General features: G+C 62.1%; 24 protein-coding genes and 2 tRNA genes. 5 read left to right on the forward strand and 21 right to left on the reverse strand.

What is annotated here, in order from left to right; genetic code table 11:
* Window positions 1–2 precede the first annotated feature (2 nt).
* Genes L8F45_RS09330 through L8F45_RS09360 form a run of 7 tightly spaced genes read right to left on the reverse strand, consistent with a single transcriptional unit; the run spans window position 3 to window position 3,709 of the window.
* Window positions 3–362, reverse strand: a complete 360-nt coding sequence (locus L8F45_RS09330) for a hypothetical protein (RefSeq protein ID WP_342362600.1) — start codon at window positions 360–362, stop codon at window positions 3–5.
* Window positions 359–1,549, reverse strand: a complete 1,191-nt coding sequence (locus L8F45_RS09335) for an NADH-quinone oxidoreductase subunit D (RefSeq protein WP_342362601.1) — start codon at window positions 1,547–1,549, stop codon at window positions 359–361. Before L8F45_RS09335 ends, L8F45_RS09330 begins: the two co-directional genes overlap by 4 nt.
* Window positions 1,550–1,556: 7 nt before the next feature.
* Window positions 1,557–1,808, reverse strand: a complete 252-nt coding sequence (locus L8F45_RS09340) for a hypothetical protein (RefSeq protein ID WP_342362602.1) — start codon at window positions 1,806–1,808, stop codon at window positions 1,557–1,559.
* Between the two features lie 9 nt (window positions 1,809–1,817).
* Window positions 1,818–2,447: an NADH-quinone oxidoreductase subunit C gene (locus L8F45_RS09345; RefSeq protein WP_342362603.1), complete on the reverse strand. Its 630-nt coding sequence runs from the start codon at window positions 2,445–2,447 to the stop codon at window positions 1,818–1,820.
* On the reverse strand, window positions 2,440–2,745 hold the full coding sequence (locus L8F45_RS09350; protein ID WP_342362604.1) for an antibiotic biosynthesis monooxygenase family protein: 306 nt from the start codon (window positions 2,743–2,745) through the stop codon (window positions 2,440–2,442). The genes L8F45_RS09345 and L8F45_RS09350 overlap by 8 nt, the downstream gene beginning before the upstream one ends.
* Window positions 2,742–3,350, reverse strand: coding sequence for a NuoB/complex I 20 kDa subunit family protein (locus tag L8F45_RS09355; protein ID WP_342362605.1), 609 nt, complete (start codon window positions 3,348–3,350; stop codon window positions 2,742–2,744). Before L8F45_RS09355 ends, L8F45_RS09350 begins: the two co-directional genes overlap by 4 nt.
* A complete protein-coding gene (locus L8F45_RS09360) occupies window positions 3,341–3,709 on the reverse strand; it encodes an NADH-quinone oxidoreductase subunit A (RefSeq protein ID WP_342362606.1) in 369 nt (122 codons plus the stop codon). Before L8F45_RS09360 ends, L8F45_RS09355 begins: the two co-directional genes overlap by 10 nt.
* Window positions 3,710–4,007: 298 nt before the next feature.
* On the opposite strand from L8F45_RS09360, the gene L8F45_RS09365 reads away from it, so the two are divergent.
* Complete coding sequence (locus L8F45_RS09365) at window positions 4,008–4,535, forward strand: YcbK family protein (RefSeq protein ID WP_342362607.1); 528 nt, start codon at window positions 4,008–4,010, stop codon at window positions 4,533–4,535.
* Between the two features lie 70 nt (window positions 4,536–4,605).
* Here the strand turns inward: L8F45_RS09365 and L8F45_RS09370 are convergent.
* From L8F45_RS09370 to L8F45_RS09380, 3 genes are all read right to left on the reverse strand, one after another.
* A tRNA-Asp gene (locus tag L8F45_RS09370) sits at window positions 4,606–4,682 on the reverse strand.
* A 125-nt stretch (window positions 4,683–4,807) separates the two neighbouring features.
* Window positions 4,808–5,500, reverse strand: coding sequence for a COG3904 family protein (locus tag L8F45_RS09375; RefSeq protein WP_342362608.1), 693 nt, complete (start codon window positions 5,498–5,500; stop codon window positions 4,808–4,810).
* Between the two features lie 86 nt (window positions 5,501–5,586).
* Window positions 5,587–5,661 (reverse strand) — tRNA-Val (locus L8F45_RS09380).
* 165 nt (window positions 5,662–5,826) lie between these two features.
* On the opposite strand from L8F45_RS09380, the gene L8F45_RS09385 reads away from it, so the two are divergent.
* From L8F45_RS09385 to L8F45_RS09400, 4 genes are read left to right on the forward strand one after another with little or no spacing between them, the layout of a single operon-like run.
* On the forward strand, window positions 5,827–6,612 hold the full coding sequence (locus L8F45_RS09385) for a UDP-2,3-diacylglucosamine diphosphatase (RefSeq protein ID WP_342362609.1): 786 nt from the start codon (window positions 5,827–5,829) through the stop codon (window positions 6,610–6,612).
* A 12-nt stretch (window positions 6,613–6,624) separates the two neighbouring features.
* Window positions 6,625–7,422 (forward strand): lysophospholipid acyltransferase family protein, encoded by a 798-nt coding sequence (locus L8F45_RS09390; RefSeq protein ID WP_342362610.1) that lies wholly within the window; start codon window positions 6,625–6,627, stop codon window positions 7,420–7,422.
* The gene (locus L8F45_RS09395; protein ID WP_342362611.1) at window positions 7,412–8,068 is read left to right on the forward strand and encodes a GNAT family N-acetyltransferase; all 657 of its coding nucleotides are present in this window, start codon (window positions 7,412–7,414) and stop codon (window positions 8,066–8,068) included. Before L8F45_RS09390 ends, L8F45_RS09395 begins: the two co-directional genes overlap by 11 nt.
* Before the next feature lie 52 nt (window positions 8,069–8,120).
* Window positions 8,121–8,636: a DedA family protein gene (locus tag L8F45_RS09400; RefSeq protein ID WP_342362612.1), complete on the forward strand. Its 516-nt coding sequence runs from the start codon at window positions 8,121–8,123 to the stop codon at window positions 8,634–8,636.
* A 65-nt stretch (window positions 8,637–8,701) separates the two neighbouring features.
* Here L8F45_RS09400 and lon read toward each other — a convergent pair whose 3' ends face one another.
* The 11 genes from lon to L8F45_RS09455 all read right to left on the reverse strand — a co-directional run bounded on the left by lon (window position 8,702) and on the right by L8F45_RS09455 (window position 19,762).
* Window positions 8,702–11,140 (reverse strand): endopeptidase La, encoded by a 2,439-nt coding sequence (gene lon / locus L8F45_RS09405; RefSeq protein ID WP_342362613.1) that lies wholly within the window; start codon window positions 11,138–11,140, stop codon window positions 8,702–8,704.
* A gap of 179 nt (window positions 11,141–11,319) precedes the next feature.
* On the reverse strand, window positions 11,320–11,805 hold the full coding sequence (locus L8F45_RS09410) for an L-2-amino-thiazoline-4-carboxylic acid hydrolase (RefSeq protein ID WP_342362614.1): 486 nt from the start codon (window positions 11,803–11,805) through the stop codon (window positions 11,320–11,322).
* Between the two features lie 8 nt (window positions 11,806–11,813).
* The gene (locus L8F45_RS09415) at window positions 11,814–12,644 is read right to left on the reverse strand and encodes an ABC transporter permease (RefSeq protein WP_342362615.1); all 831 of its coding nucleotides are present in this window, start codon (window positions 12,642–12,644) and stop codon (window positions 11,814–11,816) included.
* The gene (locus L8F45_RS09420) at window positions 12,637–13,617 is read right to left on the reverse strand and encodes an ABC transporter permease (protein ID WP_342362616.1); all 981 of its coding nucleotides are present in this window, start codon (window positions 13,615–13,617) and stop codon (window positions 12,637–12,639) included. The genes L8F45_RS09415 and L8F45_RS09420 overlap by 8 nt, the downstream gene beginning before the upstream one ends.
* A 27-nt stretch (window positions 13,618–13,644) precedes the next feature.
* Window positions 13,645–15,246, reverse strand: coding sequence for an ABC transporter substrate-binding protein (locus L8F45_RS09425; protein ID WP_425329993.1), 1,602 nt, complete (start codon window positions 15,244–15,246; stop codon window positions 13,645–13,647).
* Window positions 15,247–15,324: 78 nt separating this feature from the next.
* Window positions 15,325–15,933: a dCTP deaminase gene (gene dcd / locus L8F45_RS09430; RefSeq protein WP_342362617.1), complete on the reverse strand. Its 609-nt coding sequence runs from the start codon at window positions 15,931–15,933 to the stop codon at window positions 15,325–15,327.
* Between the two features lies 1 nt (window position 15,934).
* Window positions 15,935–16,810: a hypothetical protein gene (locus L8F45_RS09435; RefSeq protein ID WP_342362618.1), complete on the reverse strand. Its 876-nt coding sequence runs from the start codon at window positions 16,808–16,810 to the stop codon at window positions 15,935–15,937.
* Entirely contained in the window at window positions 16,774–17,160 is a 387-nt protein-coding gene (locus L8F45_RS09440; RefSeq protein ID WP_342362619.1) for a hypothetical protein, read from the reverse strand. Before L8F45_RS09440 ends, L8F45_RS09435 begins: the two co-directional genes overlap by 37 nt.
* Window positions 17,157–17,588, reverse strand: a complete 432-nt coding sequence (locus L8F45_RS09445) for a hypothetical protein (protein WP_342362620.1) — start codon at window positions 17,586–17,588, stop codon at window positions 17,157–17,159. Before L8F45_RS09445 ends, L8F45_RS09440 begins: the two co-directional genes overlap by 4 nt.
* Window positions 17,589–17,638: 50 nt before the next feature.
* Window positions 17,639–18,919: an ATP-dependent Clp protease ATP-binding subunit ClpX gene (clpX, locus tag L8F45_RS09450; protein ID WP_342362621.1), complete on the reverse strand. Its 1,281-nt coding sequence runs from the start codon at window positions 18,917–18,919 to the stop codon at window positions 17,639–17,641.
* 204 nt (window positions 18,920–19,123) lie between these two features.
* A complete protein-coding gene (locus L8F45_RS09455; protein ID WP_342362622.1) occupies window positions 19,124–19,762 on the reverse strand; it encodes an ATP-dependent Clp protease proteolytic subunit in 639 nt (212 codons plus the stop codon).
* Between the last annotated feature and the right edge of the window lie 103 nt (window positions 19,763–19,865).

Here is a 19,865-nt window from a genome sequence, read left to right on the forward strand (position 1 = left end):
CGTCAACTCTTGCTCGACGCCGAATTGAAAAACGTCGACCATGCGATCCCGAGAAGGCCGATCGCAGCTCCCAGTCCGCTCTGCCAGTCGCGAAGCACAAGATACCATCGCTGGGTCCAGGCCGAACACCCTCCCAAAGCGAGCATGTCTTTCGTCGTTTTCGCCGGGTCGACGCAAGACGCAGCGTCCAGCAACACACAAGCGATGAAGCCCAGGAGCAGGACGAGCACAATTCCCCATCCCCAGTAGCCGACTCGAACAAACGGCGACACGGCGGTGGCCGTTGAAGGAGCTGTCGATGTGGCGATTTCAATCTTGTTGGGAATCTCAACGATATGAGCAGTTTTCGGGATATCATTCATCGATCGACCTCGCCGAACACGATGTCGAGCGAACCCAGGATCGCCGACACATCGGCCAGCATGTGGCCGCGGCAGAGGAAATCCATCGCCTGAAGATGGGCGAAGCCCGGCGCGCGCAGCTTGCAGCGATACGGCTTGTTCGTGCCGTCGGACACGAGATAGACGCCGAACTCGCCCTTCGGCGCTTCAACGGCCGCGTAGACTTCGCCAGCCGGCGTCTTGTAGCCCTCGGTGTAGAGCTTGAAGTGATGGATGAGCGCTTCCATCGAGCGCTTCATCTCGCCGCGTTTGGGCGGCACCATCTTGCCGTCCAGCGACGAGACGGGCCCGTCCTTCTCAGTCGACAGAAGGCGCTCGACGCACTGCTTCATGATGCGCACCGACTGTCGCATCTCCTCGACGCGGATGCAGTAGCGGTCGTAGCAGTCGCCGTTCTTGCCGATTGGAATATCGAATTCCATCTCCTCGTAGCATTCGTAGGGCTGCGACTTGCGCAGGTCCCACGCGGCGCCGGAGCCGCGCACCATCACGCCGGAAAAGCCCCATTTCCAGCAATCTTCCAGCGAAACGACGCCGATGTCGACGTTGCGCTGCTTGAAGATGCGGTTGTCGGTCAGCAGCGTTTCAAGATCATCGACGACCTTGAGGAACGGATCGCAGAACGCGCCGATATCCTCGACAAGTTTCTGCGGCAGATCCTGATGCACGCCGCCCGGACGGACATAATCAGCGTGCATGCGCGCGCCCGACGCGCGCTCATAGAAGATCATCAGCTTCTCGCGCTCTTCGAAGCCCCAGAGCGGAGGCGTGAGCGCGCCAACGTCCATCGCCTGCGTCGTGACGTTGAGAAGATGCGAGAGAAGGCGGCCGATTTCGGAGAAGAGGACACGGATGAGCTGGCCGCGCTTCGGCACGGTCACGCCCATCAGTCTTTCGACCGCAAGCGCGAAAGCGTGCTCCTGATTCATCGGCGCGACATAGTCGAGCCGGTCGAAATAGGGCACGGCCTGGAGATAGGTCTTCTGTTCGATCAACTTCTCGGTGCCGCGATGCAGGAGGCCGATATGGGGATCGACGCGCTCGACGATCTCGCCGTCGAGTTCGAGTACGAGACGCAGCACGCCATGCGCCGCCGGATGCTGCGGCCCGAAATTGATCGAGAAGTTGCGGATATTGTGCTCGGTCATGAAAGCCTCAGAACCGCGTTCCGCCGGTGAAGCGGAAAATCAGCCGGCCGTTGATCTCCGCGGCATTGAATCCCTGCGCCGAAAGGCACATCCAGAAGAAGCCGCGCGCCTGTTCGGTTGTCATCGCGCCGGTCGCGGCGCGACATTCCTCGACCATATCCGCGGGCGCCTGCCGCAAATCCGCGGCAATCGCGCCAGCACAAAGAAAAGCTGAACCGCAGCCTATGCCGATCGAAGCGAGCGTGAGTCCGATCTTCATATCAGACCTCTACTGCTTCGCCTTCTCGTCGCCTGGCAGGACGTAATCGACGCCCTCCCATGGCGAGAGGAAATCGAAATTCCGGAATTCCTGCGTCAGCTTCACGGGCTCGTAGATGACGCGCTTCTGCTGATCATCCCAGCGCACTTCCACAAAGCCCGTCAGCGGGAAATCCTTGCGCAGCGGATGCCCCTCGAAGCCGTAATCGGTCAGCAGGCGGCGCATATCAGGATGGCCCGAGAACAGGATGCCGTACATGTCGTAGGCTTCGCGCTCGAACCAGTCGGCGCCGGGATAGACCGAGATGCATGAGGGAACAGGCGTCTGCTCGTCGGTCTCGACCTTCACGCGGACGCGGAAATTGTGACGCGGCGACAGCAGGTGATAAACGACGTCAAAGCGCTTGGCGCGACCGGGATAATCGACGCCGCAGACATCGATGATGTTCCAGAAAAGGCACTTGTCGTCGGTGCGCAGGAACGCCAGCAGATCGACGATCGAAGCCGCCTCGGCGTAGATGTTCAACTCGCCGTAGGCCATCTCATATCTTGCGCCGCGGCTGACCGGCGAAGCCACGATATGCTCGCCAAGCGCTTTCAACGTCTCTACGGCGGACGGAGGCGCAACGGTGTCAGACATCCCACATGACCTCGTAATGGGCGACTGTCGCATCGAATCGCGACAGCACCGCGCGGGCGGCCGGCTCGACGACGGCGATATCGGGCGAGTCGCCGGCGAAGGCGCGAACTGATTCCATGGAATCCCAGCGCGTCGTCACCAGCAGCTCGGTTTCGGCGCCCATCGCGCGCTTCGCCAGCGACGCGCCGCGGAAGCCGTCAAGCTTGCTGAGCTGCGGAGCCACGCTGTCGCGCAAATGCGTGGCGTAGGCGTCGACCGCTCCGCCGATCGCGTAGCCCTTCCACTCGCGAACGATCATCGCTCGATCGTCCCCGTGCGGCGAATTTTCTTCTGCAGCAACAGCACGCCGTACAGCAGAGCTTCGGCGGTCGGAGGACAGCCCGGGACATAGATGTCGATCGGCACGATGCGATCGCAGCCGCGCACCACGCTGTAGCTGTAATGGTAGTAGCCGCCGCCATTGGCGCAGCTTCCCATCGAGATGACGTAGCGCGGCTCCGGCATCTGGTCGTAGACCTTGCGCAGGGCGGGCGCCATCTTGTTGGTCAGCGTGCCGGCGACGATCATCACGTCGGACTGGCGCGGCGAGGCTCGCGGCGCGAATCCGAATCGCTCGACGTCATAGCGCGGCATCGAGAGCTGCATCATCTCGACGGCGCAGCAGGCGAGACCGAACGTCATCCACATCAGCGAGCCGGTGCGGGCCCACTGAATCAGATCGTCCGTCGTCGTGACGAGAAAGCCCTTGTCGGCGAGTTCGTCGTTGATGGCGACGAAAGTCGGATCGTTGTGGCCAACCGGCTTGCCGTCGGGACCAAGCAATCCGCGCGGCGCCGGCGCAGCGATAGCGCCGTGCGAAGGCGAGAAGGTCGAATCGGGTCGCTCAGCGGGGATCAATCCCATTCCAGCGCTCCTTTGCGCCACTCATAGACGAACCCGACCGTGAGAACGCCGAGAAACGCCATCATCGACCAGAAACCGAACCAGCCGACCTGCTTGAAGGCCACAGCCCACGGAAACAGGAAGGCGACCTCAAGATCGAAGATAATGAACAGGATCGCGACGAGGTAGAAGCGCACGTCGAATTTCATGCGCGCATCATCGAACGCGTTGAAGCCGCACTCGTAAGCGGACAATTTCTCGGGATCGGGGCTTTGATAGGCGACGATGAACGGGGCGATGAGCAGCGCCGCGCCGATCACCATCGAGATGCCGATGAAGACCACAAGCGGCAGATATTGTTCGAGCAGGCCGCCAGCCATTCAATGCTCCTTGCGCGCTCGCGCGCGGTGTCGCCGGACAGGTTTCTTTCTTTCCAATCGAATGATTTCTTGATCAAAATCATCGCGATTGAGAAGGATTCCAGTCAGGAGCGGCTTATCCCAGCCCCCTCCCCCGCACAAGATGCGCGGCAGTCGCATCATTGATCAATTTGCCATGCGACAAACGTTTGACTAGAGCCGGCTTTGCGCAGCTTCGCGCGGTATATTTTCATCCTTCCATCCGATGAATCTTCGTCTTGCGGCCCTTGCCGGCTGCCTCCTTATCGCTGCGCCCGCGATGGCCGAACGGCAGGCGAAGCCCGCAGCGCCGCCGCTGCCGCCGGTCCGGCCATTCGACATCGACAAGACGGAATGGCTGCCCGAGGAATTGCGCAACCCTGCGAAACAGGAAGGAACGGTCGTCCTCGCCAGCATTCCTGACAGATCGGACGAGGATGAGTGGCCGAAGCCGCCAAGCGGTTCGCCAGCCGAACCGTTGTTCGACCCCAACGAGAAGCCCGATCGGCCGGGGCTCTCGACCGATCCAGGCACGTCGGTAGCATGCGTCCCGGAGCGCCTGATGACTGTCCTGCAGCGGGTGATCGAACGCTATGGCGCGGTGCGCGTCACTTCGACCTGGCGGCCGCCATGGCGAGCGCGCCGCAACTCGTTTCATCGGCGCTGCCAGGCGGTGGATTTCCGCGTCCCCGGCGTGCATCCGCAGACCGTGATCGCCTTCGTGCGCGATATGCCCGAAGTCGGCGGCCGCAAGGTCTATTGGAACGGCCTTGTGCATATCGACACCGGCCCAATCCGGACCTGGTGACCAAGCGTCGTCGCGCAGCTACGCGCCGGCGGCTTTGCTTCAAGCGGTGATGTCGGGGGGATTTCTAAAATGGCGCGGGCGACGGGGCTCGAACCCGCGACCTCCGGCGTGACAGGCCGGCACTCTAACCAACTGAGCTACGCCCGCGCAGGGCGGCGACGGATCATCGTCGCGACGGCGCGGGGATAGCTACCCCCTCCCCCCCTGTCAAGAATAGCCGCGCCGCAATCTCAGCAGTTCGGACAAAGCTTAACAGGCGGTCGCAGCTCTTCTCAGAGCTTTGAATTCGACAAGCGGAAGCGCCGCATTTCCCCGGCGTTCAGGATGCGGAAATCCTCGGGCCGCGTTGTCTGGGCGAGTTCGATCAGCGCGGTGTCGATGCCCATGGTTTTCGCGTAAGCGCGCAGGGCGACCGTCGGCTCGTCCGAGCCATGCAGTTCGCGCATCACGCCGCCGGCGAGATCGCGCACGAGATCGATCTTGTGCGATTGATGCACGCCGACGCGCGAGCCATCGGGAACGATGCGCTTCTTCGCGCCCATCAACGCATAGACGCAAGCGGAATAGCAACGTGCGGCGCGCACACGATTGGCTGACGTGTTCTCGGACGCGAGCCAGCCGGGTTGGCCGACCTCCGGACGCGCGACGACGGCGGTGGTGCCAAGCTTTCGCCACACCGTGCCGAGCGCCATCGAACCCATGACGCTGCCGCCGGGAGAATCGATGAACACGACATTGCCAAGCGAGGGCCCCTGCGCCGGCAGATGCCGGCGCACGAATTCAAGGAACGTCTGGGCTGAATTCCGCGTGATCTCGCCTTCCGCCAGAATGAGCGTCGGACATTGCGGCCGGCACAGCGGCGCCTCCTGCAATGTCACTGCTCGGAAAGACATTTCGGCATGGGCGCCGCCGGCGATAGACAGCAATGCAACAAGCGCGAGAGACCAACGGCGAACTGAACCCACGCCTTCCTCCTGAAACCGCAACACCGAGCCCCGCAAGGCTGATGCGCCCGCGTTAACAAACCCATGCAACTGCTGGTCCAGCGCGCTGGTGGGCGGTGAGAGATTCGAACTCCCGACCTGTCCGGTGTAAACGGAATGCTCTACCGCTGAGCTAACCGCCCGACCGCGCGATCCGGCCCGTCATGTGGCGCAACGGCTTGGCGGAGGCAAGACGCCTTCGTTCCGCGACAGCTACATGACTGACGCGGAACCTTCATAAGAACGTGGCGAGAATCGGTTCTGAAGCGCCGTCGGTCCTCCCTGGAGAGGCCTGAACGGAGCGTTTGATGACGCGCGCCAGCCCCCAGCGCCACTATCGGGCGTTGTTCATCTCGGACGTTCATCTCGGCGCGGCGGGCTGCAAGGCGGAGGCGCTGCTTGAATTCCTGAGCCAGCACAGCGCTGGCGTGATCTATCTGGTCGGCGATTTCGTTGATCTGTGGCGGGATTCTCCGCGCGCGAGATGGGCGGAGGCCCATCGCGAAGTGATCCGAGCGCTGCTCAGGGCGGCGCAGAATGGCGTCCGCATCATCCTGATCCCGGGCAATCACGACGCGCAGTTGCGCGAGTTCTGCGGCGGCAGTTGGGACAGGATCGAGATCGCTGCGGAATGCGAATATGTGACCGGCGCCGGACAGCGCCTGCTCGTCACCCATGGCGATCAATTCGACGCGCTGATGTGGGCGCCGCGCCGGCTGGCGCTTCTGGGCGATCGCATCAGATCGCTCGCCTTGCGATGGCTGGGGCTGACCGGGGGACAGGATCAGCGACAGGCCGGCCCCTCCTTCGCCGGCTGGCTCAAGGCGACGCTCGGTCTCATCGCGAGCTTCGAGCGCGCCGCGGCGCGCGCGGCGGTCCGCCGAGGCGCGGACGGCGTGATCTGCGGTCATATCCACCAGGCGGCCGATCGCATTGTCGGCGGCGTTCGCTACGTCAATTGCGGCGACTGGGTGCGGAGCTGCACGGCCATCGCTGAAACACTCGCTGGCGAGATTGCGCTGCTGCGCTGGGCGTCGCCCGCCGGCGAGGAAGAGCCCGGCTGGGCGCCCTATCCCGCCGCCAGCCCCGCCTGATCGGACCAGGCGATGTCGCTCCTCGAACACCATCTTTCGCCTGCGACAGGGTGGTCAGCACGAGGTCTGCCGACCCTGCGCGAGATCGTGGCGACGCCGCTGCCGCAGGCTTTCCCCGATCGATGGCTCGCGAAGACGATGGCCGCCGTCGCGCGCCGCAGCGTGCGCGCGATTCACGGTCTGGAGCACGTTTCGACGCCGCGCGATCCGTTCATTCTTGCGCTCAACCACAACACGCGCATCGAGGCGCTGTTCGTGCCGGCGCTGCTGATGCTGCATCGCCGCGGCCGGCTGATCCATTTCCTCGCCGACTGGAATTTCCGCCTCATCCCCGGCGTCAACCAGCTTTATCTCAGAGGCGGCGCGATCACTGTGACGCGCAAGCCGGCGCGGCCGGCCTTCCTCAATGTTCTGAAGCCGCTGTTCACGAGCGCGACGTCGCCGATGGAGCAGGCGCGCGCGCATATCCTGGCTGGACGTCCGATCGGCGTCTTTCCCGAAGGGGCCGTCAACCGCAATCCGACGCGGCTGATGCGCGGCCGCTTCGGCGCGGCGCGCCTGTCGCTCGAAACCGGAGCGCCGATCGCGCCGGCGGGCATCCGTCTCATCGATCCGTACGGCGGTCTGGCCCTCTCCGGCCGCGCGCTCATCGAAGTTCATATCGGCCCGCTGCTTCATCCTCCGGCAGCGTCCGCGTCAGTCGCGTCCGCAGCGGAGGTTCGCGCCTGGCATGCGGTGATGATGACCGACATCGCCCGCCTGTCCGGCAAATCCTGGATCGCTCCGAGGGAGACCCATCATGACCCATGAGGGAGATGTTTCTGTTCACCGCGTCGTCACGGATGCGGATTTCATCGGCGTCGTCAGCGTGCTCGACGCCATCTATCGCAAGGAAAAAGGCTGGGTGCTCGACGCCGAAGGCCAGGCGCCCGCATCAGATCGCGAGCGCGACGACGTGTCGTGGTTCCTCGCGTCGGTCGAAGGCGCGCCGGTCGGCGTGCTGCGCGTGCTCTACACGCCGCCGATCGAACAATATGCGAAATATCAGTTCCGCCGGATCAATCCCAAATTCAGCATCAAGGCTTATCTGCGCGACAAGAAGTTCGTCGAGATCGGCCGCTTCGCGGTGACGCAGGAATATCGCGCGCGCTTCACGGTCGCGACGGCGCTGATGCAGGCGGCGACGCACGAGATCGTCGATCGCGGCTTCACCCATCTTCTGACCGACGTATTCGAGGATGATCCGCACAGCCCCTACGGCTTCCATACGCGCATCATGGGCTTTCATCCCGTCGCCACTCATGATCGCGGCGAGCTGCGTTCGACAAGCCGCCGCATCACGCTCGTGCTCGATCTCAAGGCCGCCTACAAGCGGTTGAAATCGCGCGGCGGCCGGCTGTTCCGCCTGCTCACGCGCAACTGGGACGTCGCCGCGCATCGGCGCATGGCCGTGTGATGAGCGACGGCTCCCAGCCTCGCAATTTTTCAACCCGCTGCGCCGCATCCTGATGGGCGAATTCACGAGCTGGGCGCTGGGCCTCGCGCGCGATCACGCGGAATGGGCGGCTGTCATTGCGCTCTGCCTTGCGTTCGCGGAGTCCTTTGCGGTGATCTCGCTCCTCGTGCCGTTCGCCAGCGCGCTGGTCGCATTCGGCGCGGTGGCGGGGTCGGGCGGAATCGATCTCATGCTGATCTGGATCGCAGCCAGTTCCGGAGCCGCGCTTGGCGATTGGGCGTCCTACTGGCTCGGCTGGCGCTTCAAGCACCGGATCAGGCATGTCTGGCCTCTCTCGCTGCAGCCGCGGCTCTTCGGGCGGGCGCGCGCCTTCTTCAAGCGCTGGGGCGCGTGGGCGATCGTCATCGGCAGATTCTTCGGACCGTTCCGCGCGACGGTGCCGATCGCCGCAGGAGTCTCGAACATGCCCTGGCTGCAATTCCAGATCGCCAACTGGGCGTCGGCTTTCCTGTGGGCGGGCCTGCTGCTCACGCCCGGACTGGCCGCCAGCATCTGGCTCGCATCGTGATGTTAGGGCGCAACGGAAAGCCCCGGGAAACAGCGTTTCCCGGGGCTCGAATTTAGTTTCTCGCCTTAGTGAGCGAAGACGCCGGCCGCGTCATCCGACGGAGGCTTCGGCCGGGACCTCTCGGCGGCTTCGGCCGCCTCCTCGTCCCACTCGACCGGCTCGGGTTGGCGGACGAGCGCATGCTTCAGCACCTCGTCCATCCGCGACACTGGCACGATCTCAAGGCCGTTCTTCACGTTGGCGGGAATATCGGCGAGATCCTTGGCGTTCTCTTCCGGGATCAGCACCTTCTTCACGCCGCCGCGCAACGCGGCCAGCAGCTTCTCCTTGAGGCCGCCGATCGGCAGCACGCGGCCGCGCAGCGTGACTTCGCCGGTCATTGCGATGTCGCGGCGCACCGGGATGCCGGTGATCACGGACACGATCGCGGTCGCCATGGCGATGCCGGCCGACGGGCCATCCTTCGGCGTCGCGCCTTCCGGCACGTGCACGTGGATGTCGCGCTTGTCGAACTGCGGCGGCTTCACGCCGTACTCGAGCGCGCGGGACCGGACATAGGACGCGGCGGCGGAGATCGACTCCTTCATCACATCCTTGAGGTTGCCGGTGACCGTCATGCGGCCCTTGCCGGGCATCATCAGGCCTTCGATCGTCAGCAATTCGCCGCCGACCTCGGTCCAGGCGAGACCCGTAACCACGCCGACCTGATCCTCCGTCTCCGTCTCGCCGTAGCGGAACTTCGGCGGGCCGAGATAGTCGGGCAGGTTCTCGGCGGCGACAGCGACCTTCTTCTGCTTCTTGAGCAGGATGTCCTTCACGCCCTTGCGCACGAGATTCGACAACTCGCGCTCGAGGTTGCGGACGCCCGCCTCCCGCGTGTAGCGGCGGATCAACAGCATCAGGCCGTCATCGGCGATCGACCATTCCTTCGCGTCGAGGCCGTGCTTCTTGATCGCGTTCGGGATGAGATGCTTGCGCGAAATCTCAACCTTCTCGTCCTCGGTGTAGCCGGCGATGCGGATCACCTCCATGCGGTCGAGCAACGCCGGCGGAATGTTCAGCGTGTTCGCCGTGGTGATGAACATCACGTTCGACAGATCGTAATCGACCTCGAGATAGTGGTCGTTGAAGGTGTGGTTCTGTTCGGGATCCAGCACCTCAAGCAGGGCCGCCGACGGATCGCCGCGGAAGTCCATGCCCATCTTGTCGATCTCGTCGAGCAGGATCAGCGGATTGCTGGTCTTGGCCTTCCGCATCGACTGGATGATCTTGCCGGGCATCGAGCCGATATAGGTCCGGCGGTGACCGCGGATTTCGGCCTCGTCACGCACGCCGCCGAGCGACATGCGCACGAATTCGCGGCCGGTCGCCTTGGCGATCGACTTGCCGAGCGAGGTCTTGCCGACGCCGGGAGGGCCGACGAGGCAGACGATCGGACCCGTGAGCTTGTTGGCGCGCTGCTGCACGGCGAGATACTCGACGATGCGCTCCTTGACCTTGTCGAGACCGAAGTGATCGTCGTCGAGGGTCGCCTGCGCGCCCGCAAGATCCTTCTTGATCTTCGACTTCTTGCCCCACGGGATGCCGAGCATCCAGTCGAGATAGTTGCGCACCACGGTCGCTTCCGCGGACATCGGCGACATCTGCCGGAGCTTCTTCAGCTCCAGCATCGCCTTGTCCTTGGCTTCCTTGGTGAGCTTGGTCTTGTTGATGCGATCCTCGAGCTCGGCGGCTTCGTCCTTCTGCTCTTCGCCGTCGCCCAGCTCCTTCTGGATCGCCTTCATCTGCTCATTGAGATAATATTCGCGCTGCGTCTTCTCCATCTGGCGCTTGACGCGCGAGCGGATGCGCTTCTCGACCTGCAGCACGGAGATTTCGCTCTCCATGAAGCCCATGATCTTCTCGAGCCGCTTGGCGACCGAGAAGGTTTCGAGCAGGGCCTGCTTGTCCTGAATCTTGATCGCCAGATGCGACGCAGCCGTATCGGCGAGCTTCGCATAGTCGGTGATCTGCGACACCGCGCTGACGACGTCGCTCGAAATCTTCTTGTTCAGCTTGACGTAATTCTCGAAGTCCGAAACCACCGAGCGCGCAAGCGCCTCGACCTCGACCTTGTCGGCTTCTTCGTCGCCGATCACGACCGCGTTGGCGGCGTAGAAATCGTCGGTCTGGACATAGTCGCTCACCTGGGCGCGGGTCGCGCCTTCGACAAGCACCTTCACCGTGCCGTCAGGCAGCTTCAGAAGCTGGAGAACGGATGCGAGCGCGCCGACCTCGTAGATCGCGTCGGTCGCGGGATCATCGTCAGCGGCGTTCTTCTGGGTGGCGAGCAGGATATAGCCGTCGTTCTTCACGACCTCTTCGAGCGCGCGGATCGACTTCTCGCGGCCGACGAACAGCGGCACGATCATATGCGGGAAGACGACGATGTCGCGAAGCGGAAGAACGGGGTAGACGCCCGACACTCCAGGGATCAGGGGCGGGCGAGTCTTGGCGGAGGCCATCAGAGTTTCCTTTCAACTTGCGCCCGTCCCGGCTCCCCGAATGGGCTGCCGTCCGGACGATGGCGGTTTCAGGTCCCGGAAGACCTTCGCCGCATCTGGGCCGCCGCCTCGCCATGAGCGCGGTCGACTCGAAGACTAGACCAAAATGGCAATCAGTGGCGCGGCATTCAAGCCACAGTTCAGGGCTTTGAGGTGAGCGTAATCCAACAGCAGCCGCCACCTCTCTCCCTTGTCCAGGTCTGGTTAGCGAATTCCACGCCGGCGGCCTCAAACAGGCCCTTATCGAAGGCGCCGGCCAGCCGGCAGAGGTCGGCGACCTCCTCGTCTGGCAGCTTCGCGGCGACCCACGCGTCTTTCAGAGGGCAGGAATGCACCCGGATCGTGCAGACGCCCTCCGACCGCTCGACCGCATGGGGAAACAGCCGCCCGCCATCTGGGCTGACGCTGAGGAAACGCTCCGCGACCGCTTTCGCGTCAGCCGGCGTGTCCGCGAACAGGATTTGAGCGACTTCGCGGCCTCGTTCCTCCAGCATGTCGGAGATCACCGTCTCGGCCCGCTCCTCGCCCAGCTCGCGAACCAACGCCCGGCGCATCAGGCGGTAGAGGTCCGCCCGATTGGCGAAGGCCGCCGCCAGCTCCACCCGCAAAGTCTCGATGTCAGTCATCCCACGCCTCAGATTTCGCTCGACGCCAGCGCCTTCGCCAACCCCTCGCCAATAAGACTGACGGCAAGCACGGTCAGGGCCAATGCGATTCCCGGCGCGAGCGCCACATGAGGAGCCGTGCGCAGCACGGAGCGGCCCTCAGCGATCATCGCGCCCCAACTCGCCACATTGGGATCGGTCAGGCCGAGGAAGGCGAGCGCCGCCTCCATGATGACGGCGCTCGCCACAATAATCGCCGAAAGCGCCAGCAGCGGCGACAGCGCATTCGGCAGGATGACTGAAAATGCGATGGCGAACGGGCTGCGTCCGGCGAGCCGGGAGGCGTCGACAAAGGGTCTGGTCTTGAGACTCAGCACTTCGGCGCGCACGACGCGCGCCGGCGCGGTCCAGGCGCTGGCCGCCAGCGCAGCGATAACAGTCGGAGCGGACGGCCCCGTCACGCTGACGATCGCCAGCGCGATGATGAAGGACGGCACCGATTGCGTCGCGTCCGCGATCCGCATGAGCAGTTCGTCGATGCAGCGGCCAGCGACGCCGGCTATGGCGCCAATCGATGCGCCGACCGCCGTCGCGGCGATCATCACGAACAAGGCGGTCGTCAGCGTCGTGCGCGCGCCATGGATCAATTCGCCGAAGATGTCGCGACCGAGCCGATCAGTCCCGAGCGGCAGCGCCGGATTGGCGCCCGGCGGCAACAGCGGCCGCCCGGCGATCGCCAGCGGATCGTCTCCGGCGAGCCAGGGCGCGGCGACAGCGAACAGAATGAAAACGCCAAGCGCCGCGACGCCGGTCGCGCCTTCCGGCGTGCGCAGCAAGCGGAAAGCCGCGCGACTACGCATGCGCGGCTCCAATGCGCGGATCGAGCCGGACCAGCAGCAGATCGACGATCAGATTTGCGGCGACGACGAACAGACTGCTCGTCAGCGCGACGCCCATTAGCAGCGCAGGATCGCGGCCGCTCACCGCCTCATAGGCGAGCCGCCCCATGCCGGGGATGGCGAACACGGTTTCGACGACGACGCTGCCGCCCAGCATCGTTCCCGCCTGCTGGCCGATCAGCACGACGACAGGCAACAAAGCCGGACGCGCGACGGCGCGCCAGATCACGGATCGCTCCGGCAATCCCCGCGCTCGCGCCGCGCGGACGTGATCGGCGCGCCAGGTTTCGACCATGCCGGCGCGCAGGCTGCGCAAACTCAGCGCGACATAGCCGAGGCCAAGCGCGAGCGTCGGCAGGATGAGATGCGCGGCGCGATCGAGCGCCCAGCTCAATCCGGTGAGCGGAACGCCGAGACTTTGCAGGCCGCCGACCGGCAACAGCGGCCATCGCACCGCGAGCAGCAGGATCAGCAGGAGGCCGAGCCAGAAATTCGGGATCGCGTTCAGCGCCAGCGCCGTTGTCGAGAGGATGCGATCGCGCGCGCCGCCGGGACGCGCGCCCGCCGCGATCCCCAGCACGCCGCCGATCAGCGTCGCGAGCGCCAACGCCAGCGCCATAAGCAGCATCGTCGTCGGCAGACGTTCGAGAATGACGTCGAGCACCTGCCGGTTATGCACGATGGAATGGCCGAACTGGCCGCGAAGCACGCCGCCGGCGAATGCGATGAGCTTCTCGATTCCCGATCCGCCAAGCCCCCAGCGTGCGCGAAGGTCGCCCGCCGTTCCGCCCGCGCCTCCGGTCTCGGCGAAATAGGCGTCGACCGCATCACCCGGCGCGAACGATAAAAGCGCAAACGCCGCGATCACGACAAGCGCGAGCGTCGGCACGGCGCCGACGAGGCGCGTTACGAGGATGCGCAGCGCGCGATTCATGTGGTTCGTCGCGCGCTCAGCGGCGCGTCAGGCCGCAAGCCATGCGTCGGCCCAATGCGACGTCGCCCAGCGCGGATTGTTGCCAACATTGCGAACGCTATCGCGCGCGACGGTGATGAAAGTCCATTCCGCGACATGGATGATGGGCAGGTCGCGATTGGCGATCTGCTGGAAGTCGCGATAGAGCGCAGCGCGCTTTGCGGGATCGATCTCGGACGCCGCCTTTGCAATGACGCCGTCCATCTCATCGCTCTTGTAATTATACTGATTGGCGAAGGGCACGCCGGCGGGAATGCCGCTCTGATAGAGCACCGTCGTCGAGATCGCGGGATCGTTGCGATAGACCGGCGAGCCGATGGCGAGGTCGTAAGCGCGATCGGTATAGACGGCTTTCGTATGTCCGGCCGGATCGTTGTTGACGATCTGCGCATCGATGCCGACGGCGCGCAGCGCCTGCCTGAGATAGTCGCCGAACTGCCTCGTCTGCTCGAACCACGGCGCCGGCAGCAGCTTCAGCGAGAAGCGCACGCCGCCCGACGCGCGGGGATATCCGGCTTCATCGAGCAGCGCGTTGGCGCGCGCCACATCGAAGCGCGGCGCCGCGAGCTGCGGATCGTTCATCACCCGGTCGAAGAGCGGAATAGGTCCGTTGGAAGCCTTGGCCGTGCCGAGGAAAATCGTATCGGTGACGAAGGTGCGATCGATCGCATGCGCGATCGCGCGGCGCACGCGCGGATCGGACAGCTCTTTCTTCTGATTGTTGATCTCGACGATGAGCTGATAGGTGACGCCGTCATAGCCGTCGGCGATCACCTTGACGCCGGGAACCTTGGCGATGCGCGCGAGATCGGCGAGCGGCACCGCTGAAAAGGCCGAGAGCTGGATCTGGTTCGCCTCCGTCGCCGCGGCGATGGCGCCGCGATCGGGCATGACGCGGAAGATGATCCCGTCGAGCCAGGGTTTTCCCTCGTCCCAGTAGTTCGGATTGCGTTCGAGCCGATAATATTCGCCGGGCTTGTATTCCGCGAACTTGAAGGGGCCGGTGCCGACAAGCTTCACGTTGGCCGGATTGGTGGCGATATCGGAGCCTTCATAGACATGCTTCGGCAGCACCGATGTCAGCGCCGGCAGCGCGTTCTCGATCAGTTGCAGCGGCGTCGGCTTGGCGAATTTGAATATCGCGGTCTGCGCGTCCGGCGTGTCGACCGCCTCAAGCTCCTTGAACAGCACGCGGCCGAAATTCTGCAGCTTCTTCCAGACTTCGAGCGCGGAAAAGGCGACGTCAGCAGACGTGAAGGGTTTGCCATCATGCCATGTGACGCCGCTGCGCAGCTTGAACGTAATCGTCTTGCCGTCCGCCGAGCCTTCCCACGACGTCGCGAGCCGCGGCGCGAAGCCGCCGCCTTCCTTCATTTCCGCGAGCGGCTCGATCACCTTGCTCGCCATGAAGAACACGCCGTTGGATGCGACGATCGCCGGATTGATATTGCGCGGCTCGCCGTCGGCCGCGACGATCAGAACGCCGCCGCGCCGCGGCGTCTCCTGCGCAAGGGCGCCGAACGGGGTAGCCGCGGCGAGCATCGCGCCCGCTTCGGCAAATCGTCTGCGGCTGATCTGAAATTTCGGCATGGCGCGCGTTCCGGTTTCGCCGGGAAGACTAGCGGATTCCCTGCTTTCGATAAATGTCTTAACGGCCCAGAAAACTATTCAATCTCTTTGCAGCCGCTTCAAGACCGGATCCGCTGACAACGCGCCTATCGCCGGGCGGCGGCGGCCCGAGAATTTTGTTTTAGCTTCAGACGTCTCTCCCTCAACTCGATGTAAGAAAATCTGACAAATATTCATGCCGGGTGTCAATTGAACAGGCACTTCTCCAACGTTTGCGATCTCAAGAGTTAGACAGCCCGAAAAGCCCGGATGTACTCCTGCCGCAGTCTCAATAATTATGCCGCGCCGGCCCAACGAAGATTTGCCCACAACATAAGCGGTTAGGTGAGCCGGTATCCGTATCCATTCCAGCGTGCTTGCAAGCACGAACCGTCCGGGATGAACAACGAAATCTGATCCAAACGGCACAAAATGCTTTTTTCCGATCCGCGCTTCCCCCACATCGGAGGTTGTCTTGTATGTAGATATATGTGTTACGTTCGATTGCCGCATGGAGAGAAACCAGCGACCTAATCGTAGGGTCACTGATGCCTCGCCCGATCGCCTAATCGCATCAATATCGGGTGGCGGGATCACCACTAACCCGTTGACGTCACCCTCGTTCCCATCGCGAACCAATGAGGCAAGGAGCTTTGCGCCGATTGTCACTTTATTGCGTCCGAAGTTGAAATTCCATTATCTCGATTGTCTTGAAAATCATATCGTTTAGCTGAGCTAGTTGATCGCGACGCGTATCGTCGTTGTCGCCATTTATGATGCTATCAAATCTCTTCCAACCTGCATTCAATACATCAGCGAGAGAAGCCGGCTGCGGATGGGGTACGCCACGCTCAAACATAGCGTGACATTTCATCTGTTGGGAAGAGTTGGGTCGCGGGATATTTGCGTCTGCGATTAGACGGCTCACTTCTGTCCATAGTGCGCCTCTCAAAGCGTGCAGTCCCTGCTGGGCCATTTCATCAATGAATTGATTTCGTTCATTCTGGATGAGCGGTCGCTCAATATATTCCTTCATGAATTCTTCGGATATGAATCCGGCCACCTTTTCTTTCGCGGCCCAGCGCAGAAACTCAACTCGAACAGACATCGGTGGATAGTCCGCACGGCGAACAGCACCTAATCCTGGTGACAGAATGTATTCGAAAGCTCGAACATAGCTTTCACCGAAAAGTGCCAAAGCTAACATATCACAGAAAATTTCTTCAGCTTGGCGCAGAGATATTGCTATTGCTGCCTCGACATTCTCATCAAGCAGTTGCTGCGAGACTAGATCGCCTTCTTTATATTCTGGAAATGCTTTCAAAAATTTCGGCTTGTTGTGATCGAAAATCGACTTCATTTGAATCAGCAAATTATTAGCAGCGCCGCCTTCAATGTTTTTCCTACGCCAAACCGCGTGAGCTAGCTCGTGAGCAGCTAAAGGAAGCAGCAGAGCGTTGTGACTTTCGAAAGCGGGTAACCCAATAAACACATATTGAGGGAGGTCATCTATTCCCTGCGGGATCGCGAAGGGATGTAATCCCACTCCGAGGAGATCAAAACATAGACTTTTGAAGCGATAATTTTTCGAGCGATCTGCTCCAAGGGGTATAGAACTTCAAAAGAGTTTCTCAGATTTGACGACCGCATCAAAAATCCCAAGATGCTTATCGTTTCAAATATCTTTTGATTGATGTTCTCGCAAACGACGCTCGTCAGCCTCGCTTCGTTGGTCTTTTTAGCACGCTGTAGTTTGGCTCGATATAATTCGAAAACGTGCTTAATCTGACGCAAAGCATTTGGAATTTTTTCGAATGGTGCTTCTTGTTGGATCATATCGTCAATGAGGCTGACAATGTGATCTAGCTTGAGCTCCGCATTCTTATAAATGCTCATCCTTGAAGATTCTTTGAGCGGTAGGCTCTCTCTTCCACCGATGAATATTTTCGGCTCAGGAAAGCTTTATTCAGGGCGAGGCAAAATTCTTCGGCGGTTTTCGTATCCGCAGCAGAACCGTCCAACGCTGATTGTTTCAAACCGTTCAAATAGCCGACGACGATTTCGCGGAAATTATTTAAATTGATAGGTTGCCCCGCCTTCGATGACCGAACCCACGCATTCCGCACCACGGAGAATCCGCGAGGATCGGAAAGCAGCGTCACGCCTTGTGGCTGCTTCAGCGGCCGATCGTCTCGAATTAAGTCGATTAAGCATTCAAACGACGGAATGTCTTGTCGCAATCCGGTTCGAAGCTCTGCTAGCTCAAGCGCTGCATCGAGCGTGAGTTCGGACTCCGGCGTGACCTCTTTGAGATCGAGTTCCATAGTCTGTTCTCATGCTGACTGATTCTGCCTGAAGACATATATATCATACTTCAGGCGCTCGCCTTCTTCGCCTCTTCCTCGCGCTCGGAGTAGATGTAGAGCGGCCGCGCCTTGCCCTCGATGACTTCGGGGCCGACCACCACCTGCTCGACGCCTTCGAGACCCGGCAGATCATACATCGTGTCGAGCAGCACGCCCTCCATGATGGAGCGCAGGCCGCGCGCGCCGGTCTTCCGCTCGATCGCCTTGCGGGCGATGAGGTTCAGCGCCTCATCGTTGAAGGTGAGCTCGGTGTCCTCCATCTCGAAGAGGCGCTGATACTGCTTCACCAGCGCGTTCTTCGGCTCGGTCAGGATCTTCTTGAGAGCGGATTCGTCGAGATCCTCGAGCGTCGCGATGACGGGGAGACGGCCGACGAACTCCGGGATCAGGCCGAACTTCAGGAGATCCTCCGGCTCGACCTCGCGGAATAGCGCGCCGATCCGGCGCTCGTCCGGCGAGCGCACCTTGGCGCCGAAGCCGATCGAGGTGCCGCCCTGCGAGCGCGACGCGATGATCTTGTCGAGCCCGGCGAACGCGCCGCCGCAGATGAACAGGATGTTCGTCGTGTCGACTTGCAAGAACTCCTGCTGCGGATGCTTCCGGCCGCCCTGCGGCGGAACAGACGCGACCGTGCCTTCCATGATCTTCAGGAGCGCCTGCTGGACGCCCTCGCCCGACACGTCGCGGGTGATCGAGGGATTGTCCGACTTGCGGCTGATCTTGTCGATTTCGTCGATGTAGACGATGCCGCGCTGGGCGCGCTCGACATTGTAGTCGGACGCCTGCAGCAGCTTGAGAATGATGTTCTCGACATCCTCGCCGACATAGCCCGCTTCCGTGAGCGTCGTCGCGTCCGCCATGGTGAAAGGCACGTCGAGGATGCGGGCGAGCGTCTGGGCGAGCAGCGTCTTGCCCGAGCCGGTCGGGCCGCAGAGCAGGATGTTCGACTTCGCCAGTTCGACGTCATTGTGCTTCGTCGCGTGGTTCAGCCGCTTGTAGTGGTTGTGGACAGCGACCGAGAGCACCCGCTTGGCGTAGTCCTGGCCGATGACATAGTCGTCGAGGACCTTGCGGATCTCCTTCGGCGTAGGAACGCCGTCCTTGGTCTTAACCAGCGAGGATTTCGATTCCTCGCGGATGATGTCCATGCAGAGTTCGACGCATTCGTCGCAGATGAACACCGTCGGGCCAGCGATGAGCTTGCGGACCTCATGCTGGCTCTTGCCACAGAACGAGCAGTACAGCGTGCTCTTGCCGTCGCCTCCGCTCGCCTTGGTGTTACCGGCCATGCCAGCCTCCATTCCCTGCTCACGCCTGGTCGCCGAAGCGACACAAAACGTTCACCTGACCATAGTCTACCGGCGCTGCGGTGAACAAAAAGTAGCGCCGGCTACCTGTCGGCCGCCCAAATACGGGGCGACCTTTCCCCTCCCCGATCGGGGATGCAAACACGATGCCCGATCGGGATCAACTGGTCCCGCAGCGGCAGCCCATCACACTTTGGTCGGCGGCGCCGGATCGTCGATCCGCTTGTCGACCACCTTGTCGATCAGGCCAAAATCCTTCGCGGCGTCCGCCGACATGAAGTTGTCGCGCTCGAGGGCGTCCTCGATCTCCTTGTAGCTGCGGCCCGTATGGTCGCAGTAGATCTCGTTGAGACGCCGCTTCGTCTGCTCGAACTCCTTGGCGTAGATCATGATGTCCGTGACCTTGCCCTGATATCCGGCTGAAGGCTGGTGAACCATGATCCGCGAATTCGGCAGTGCGAATCGCTGCCCCTTCTCGCCCGCCGTCAGCAGCAACGATCCCATGGATGCGGCCATTCCAAGGCACATGGTGGTGATCGGCGGCTTGATGAACTGCATCGTGTCGTAGATCGAGAGGCCAGCGGTGACGGAGCCGCCGGGCGAATTGATGTAGAGCGAGATTTCCTTCTTCGGATTGTCCGCCTCGAGGAACAGAAGCTGCGCCACCATCAGGGAGGCCATGTTGTCTTCAACGGTGCCGGTCAGGAAGATAATGCGCTCGCGCAGCAGACGCGAATAGATGTCGAAAGAACGCTCGCCGCGGTTCGATTGCTCGATGACCACGGGCACCAGGTAATTATTGTAGATGTCTACAGGGTCTTTCATGGCGACTCTCTCAACGGCGTCCGGCTCGGCGCCGGGGAATCAGGTCGGGGGTAGTATAGCCGCTCCCCCCTCCGGCAAAGCAAAACAGATCGGTTGTCCCGAC

It is taken from the genome of Terrirubrum flagellatum (genome assembly GCF_022059845.1).
Lineage (GTDB): Bacteria > Pseudomonadota > Alphaproteobacteria > Rhizobiales > Beijerinckiaceae > Terrirubrum > Terrirubrum flagellatum.

What these genes read in the sequence shown, in the direction of transcription:
- L8F45_RS09390 (WP_342362610.1), top strand. Translation starts at nt 6,625, where the DNA reads ATGTCGCTCCTCGAACACCATCTTTCGCCTGCGACAGGGTGGTCAGCA.
- L8F45_RS09345 (WP_342362603.1), bottom strand. Translation starts at nt 2,447, where the DNA reads ATGTCTGACACCGTTGCGCCTCCGTCCGCCGTAGAGACGTTGAAAGCG.
- L8F45_RS09395 (WP_342362611.1), top strand. Translation starts at nt 7,412, where the DNA reads ATGACCCATGAGGGAGATGTTTCTGTTCACCGCGTCGTCACGGATGCG.
- L8F45_RS09335 (WP_342362601.1), bottom strand. Translation starts at nt 1,549, where the DNA reads ATGACCGAGCACAATATCCGCAACTTCTCGATCAATTTCGGGCCGCAG.
- L8F45_RS09350 (WP_342362604.1), bottom strand. Translation starts at nt 2,745, where the DNA reads ATGATCGTTCGCGAGTGGAAGGGCTACGCGATCGGCGGAGCGGTCGAC.
- L8F45_RS09440 (WP_342362619.1), bottom strand. Translation starts at nt 17,160, where the DNA reads ATGAGCATTTATAAGAATGCGGAGCTCAAGCTAGATCACATTGTCAGC.
- L8F45_RS09400 (WP_342362612.1), top strand. Translation starts at nt 8,121, where the DNA reads ATGGGCGAATTCACGAGCTGGGCGCTGGGCCTCGCGCGCGATCACGCG.
- L8F45_RS09420 (WP_342362616.1), bottom strand. Translation starts at nt 13,617, where the DNA reads ATGAATCGCGCGCTGCGCATCCTCGTAACGCGCCTCGTCGGCGCCGTG.
- clpX (WP_342362621.1), bottom strand. Translation starts at nt 18,919, where the DNA reads ATGGCCGGTAACACCAAGGCGAGCGGAGGCGACGGCAAGAGCACGCTG.
- lon (WP_342362613.1), bottom strand. Translation starts at nt 11,140, where the DNA reads ATGGCCTCCGCCAAGACTCGCCCGCCCCTGATCCCTGGAGTGTCGGGC.
- L8F45_RS09365 (WP_342362607.1), top strand. Translation starts at nt 4,008, where the DNA reads ATGGCCGAACGGCAGGCGAAGCCCGCAGCGCCGCCGCTGCCGCCGGTC.
- L8F45_RS09385 (WP_342362609.1), top strand. Translation starts at nt 5,827, where the DNA reads ATGACGCGCGCCAGCCCCCAGCGCCACTATCGGGCGTTGTTCATCTCG.
- L8F45_RS09445 (WP_342362620.1), bottom strand. Translation starts at nt 17,588, where the DNA reads ATGGAACTCGATCTCAAAGAGGTCACGCCGGAGTCCGAACTCACGCTC.
- L8F45_RS09340 (WP_342362602.1), bottom strand. Translation starts at nt 1,808, where the DNA reads ATGAAGATCGGACTCACGCTCGCTTCGATCGGCATAGGCTGCGGTTCA.
- L8F45_RS09360 (WP_342362606.1), bottom strand. Translation starts at nt 3,709, where the DNA reads ATGGCTGGCGGCCTGCTCGAACAATATCTGCCGCTTGTGGTCTTCATC.
- L8F45_RS09355 (WP_342362605.1), bottom strand. Translation starts at nt 3,350, where the DNA reads ATGGGATTGATCCCCGCTGAGCGACCCGATTCGACCTTCTCGCCTTCG.
- L8F45_RS09330 (WP_342362600.1), bottom strand. Translation starts at nt 362, where the DNA reads ATGAATGATATCCCGAAAACTGCTCATATCGTTGAGATTCCCAACAAG.
- L8F45_RS09455 (WP_342362622.1), bottom strand. Translation starts at nt 19,762, where the DNA reads ATGAAAGACCCTGTAGACATCTACAATAATTACCTGGTGCCCGTGGTC.
- L8F45_RS09415 (WP_342362615.1), bottom strand. Translation starts at nt 12,644, where the DNA reads ATGCGTAGTCGCGCGGCTTTCCGCTTGCTGCGCACGCCGGAAGGCGCG.
- L8F45_RS09410 (WP_342362614.1), bottom strand. Translation starts at nt 11,805, where the DNA reads ATGACTGACATCGAGACTTTGCGGGTGGAGCTGGCGGCGGCCTTCGCC.
- L8F45_RS09425 (WP_425329993.1), bottom strand. Translation starts at nt 15,246, where the DNA reads ATGCCGAAATTTCAGATCAGCCGCAGACGATTTGCCGAAGCGGGCGCG.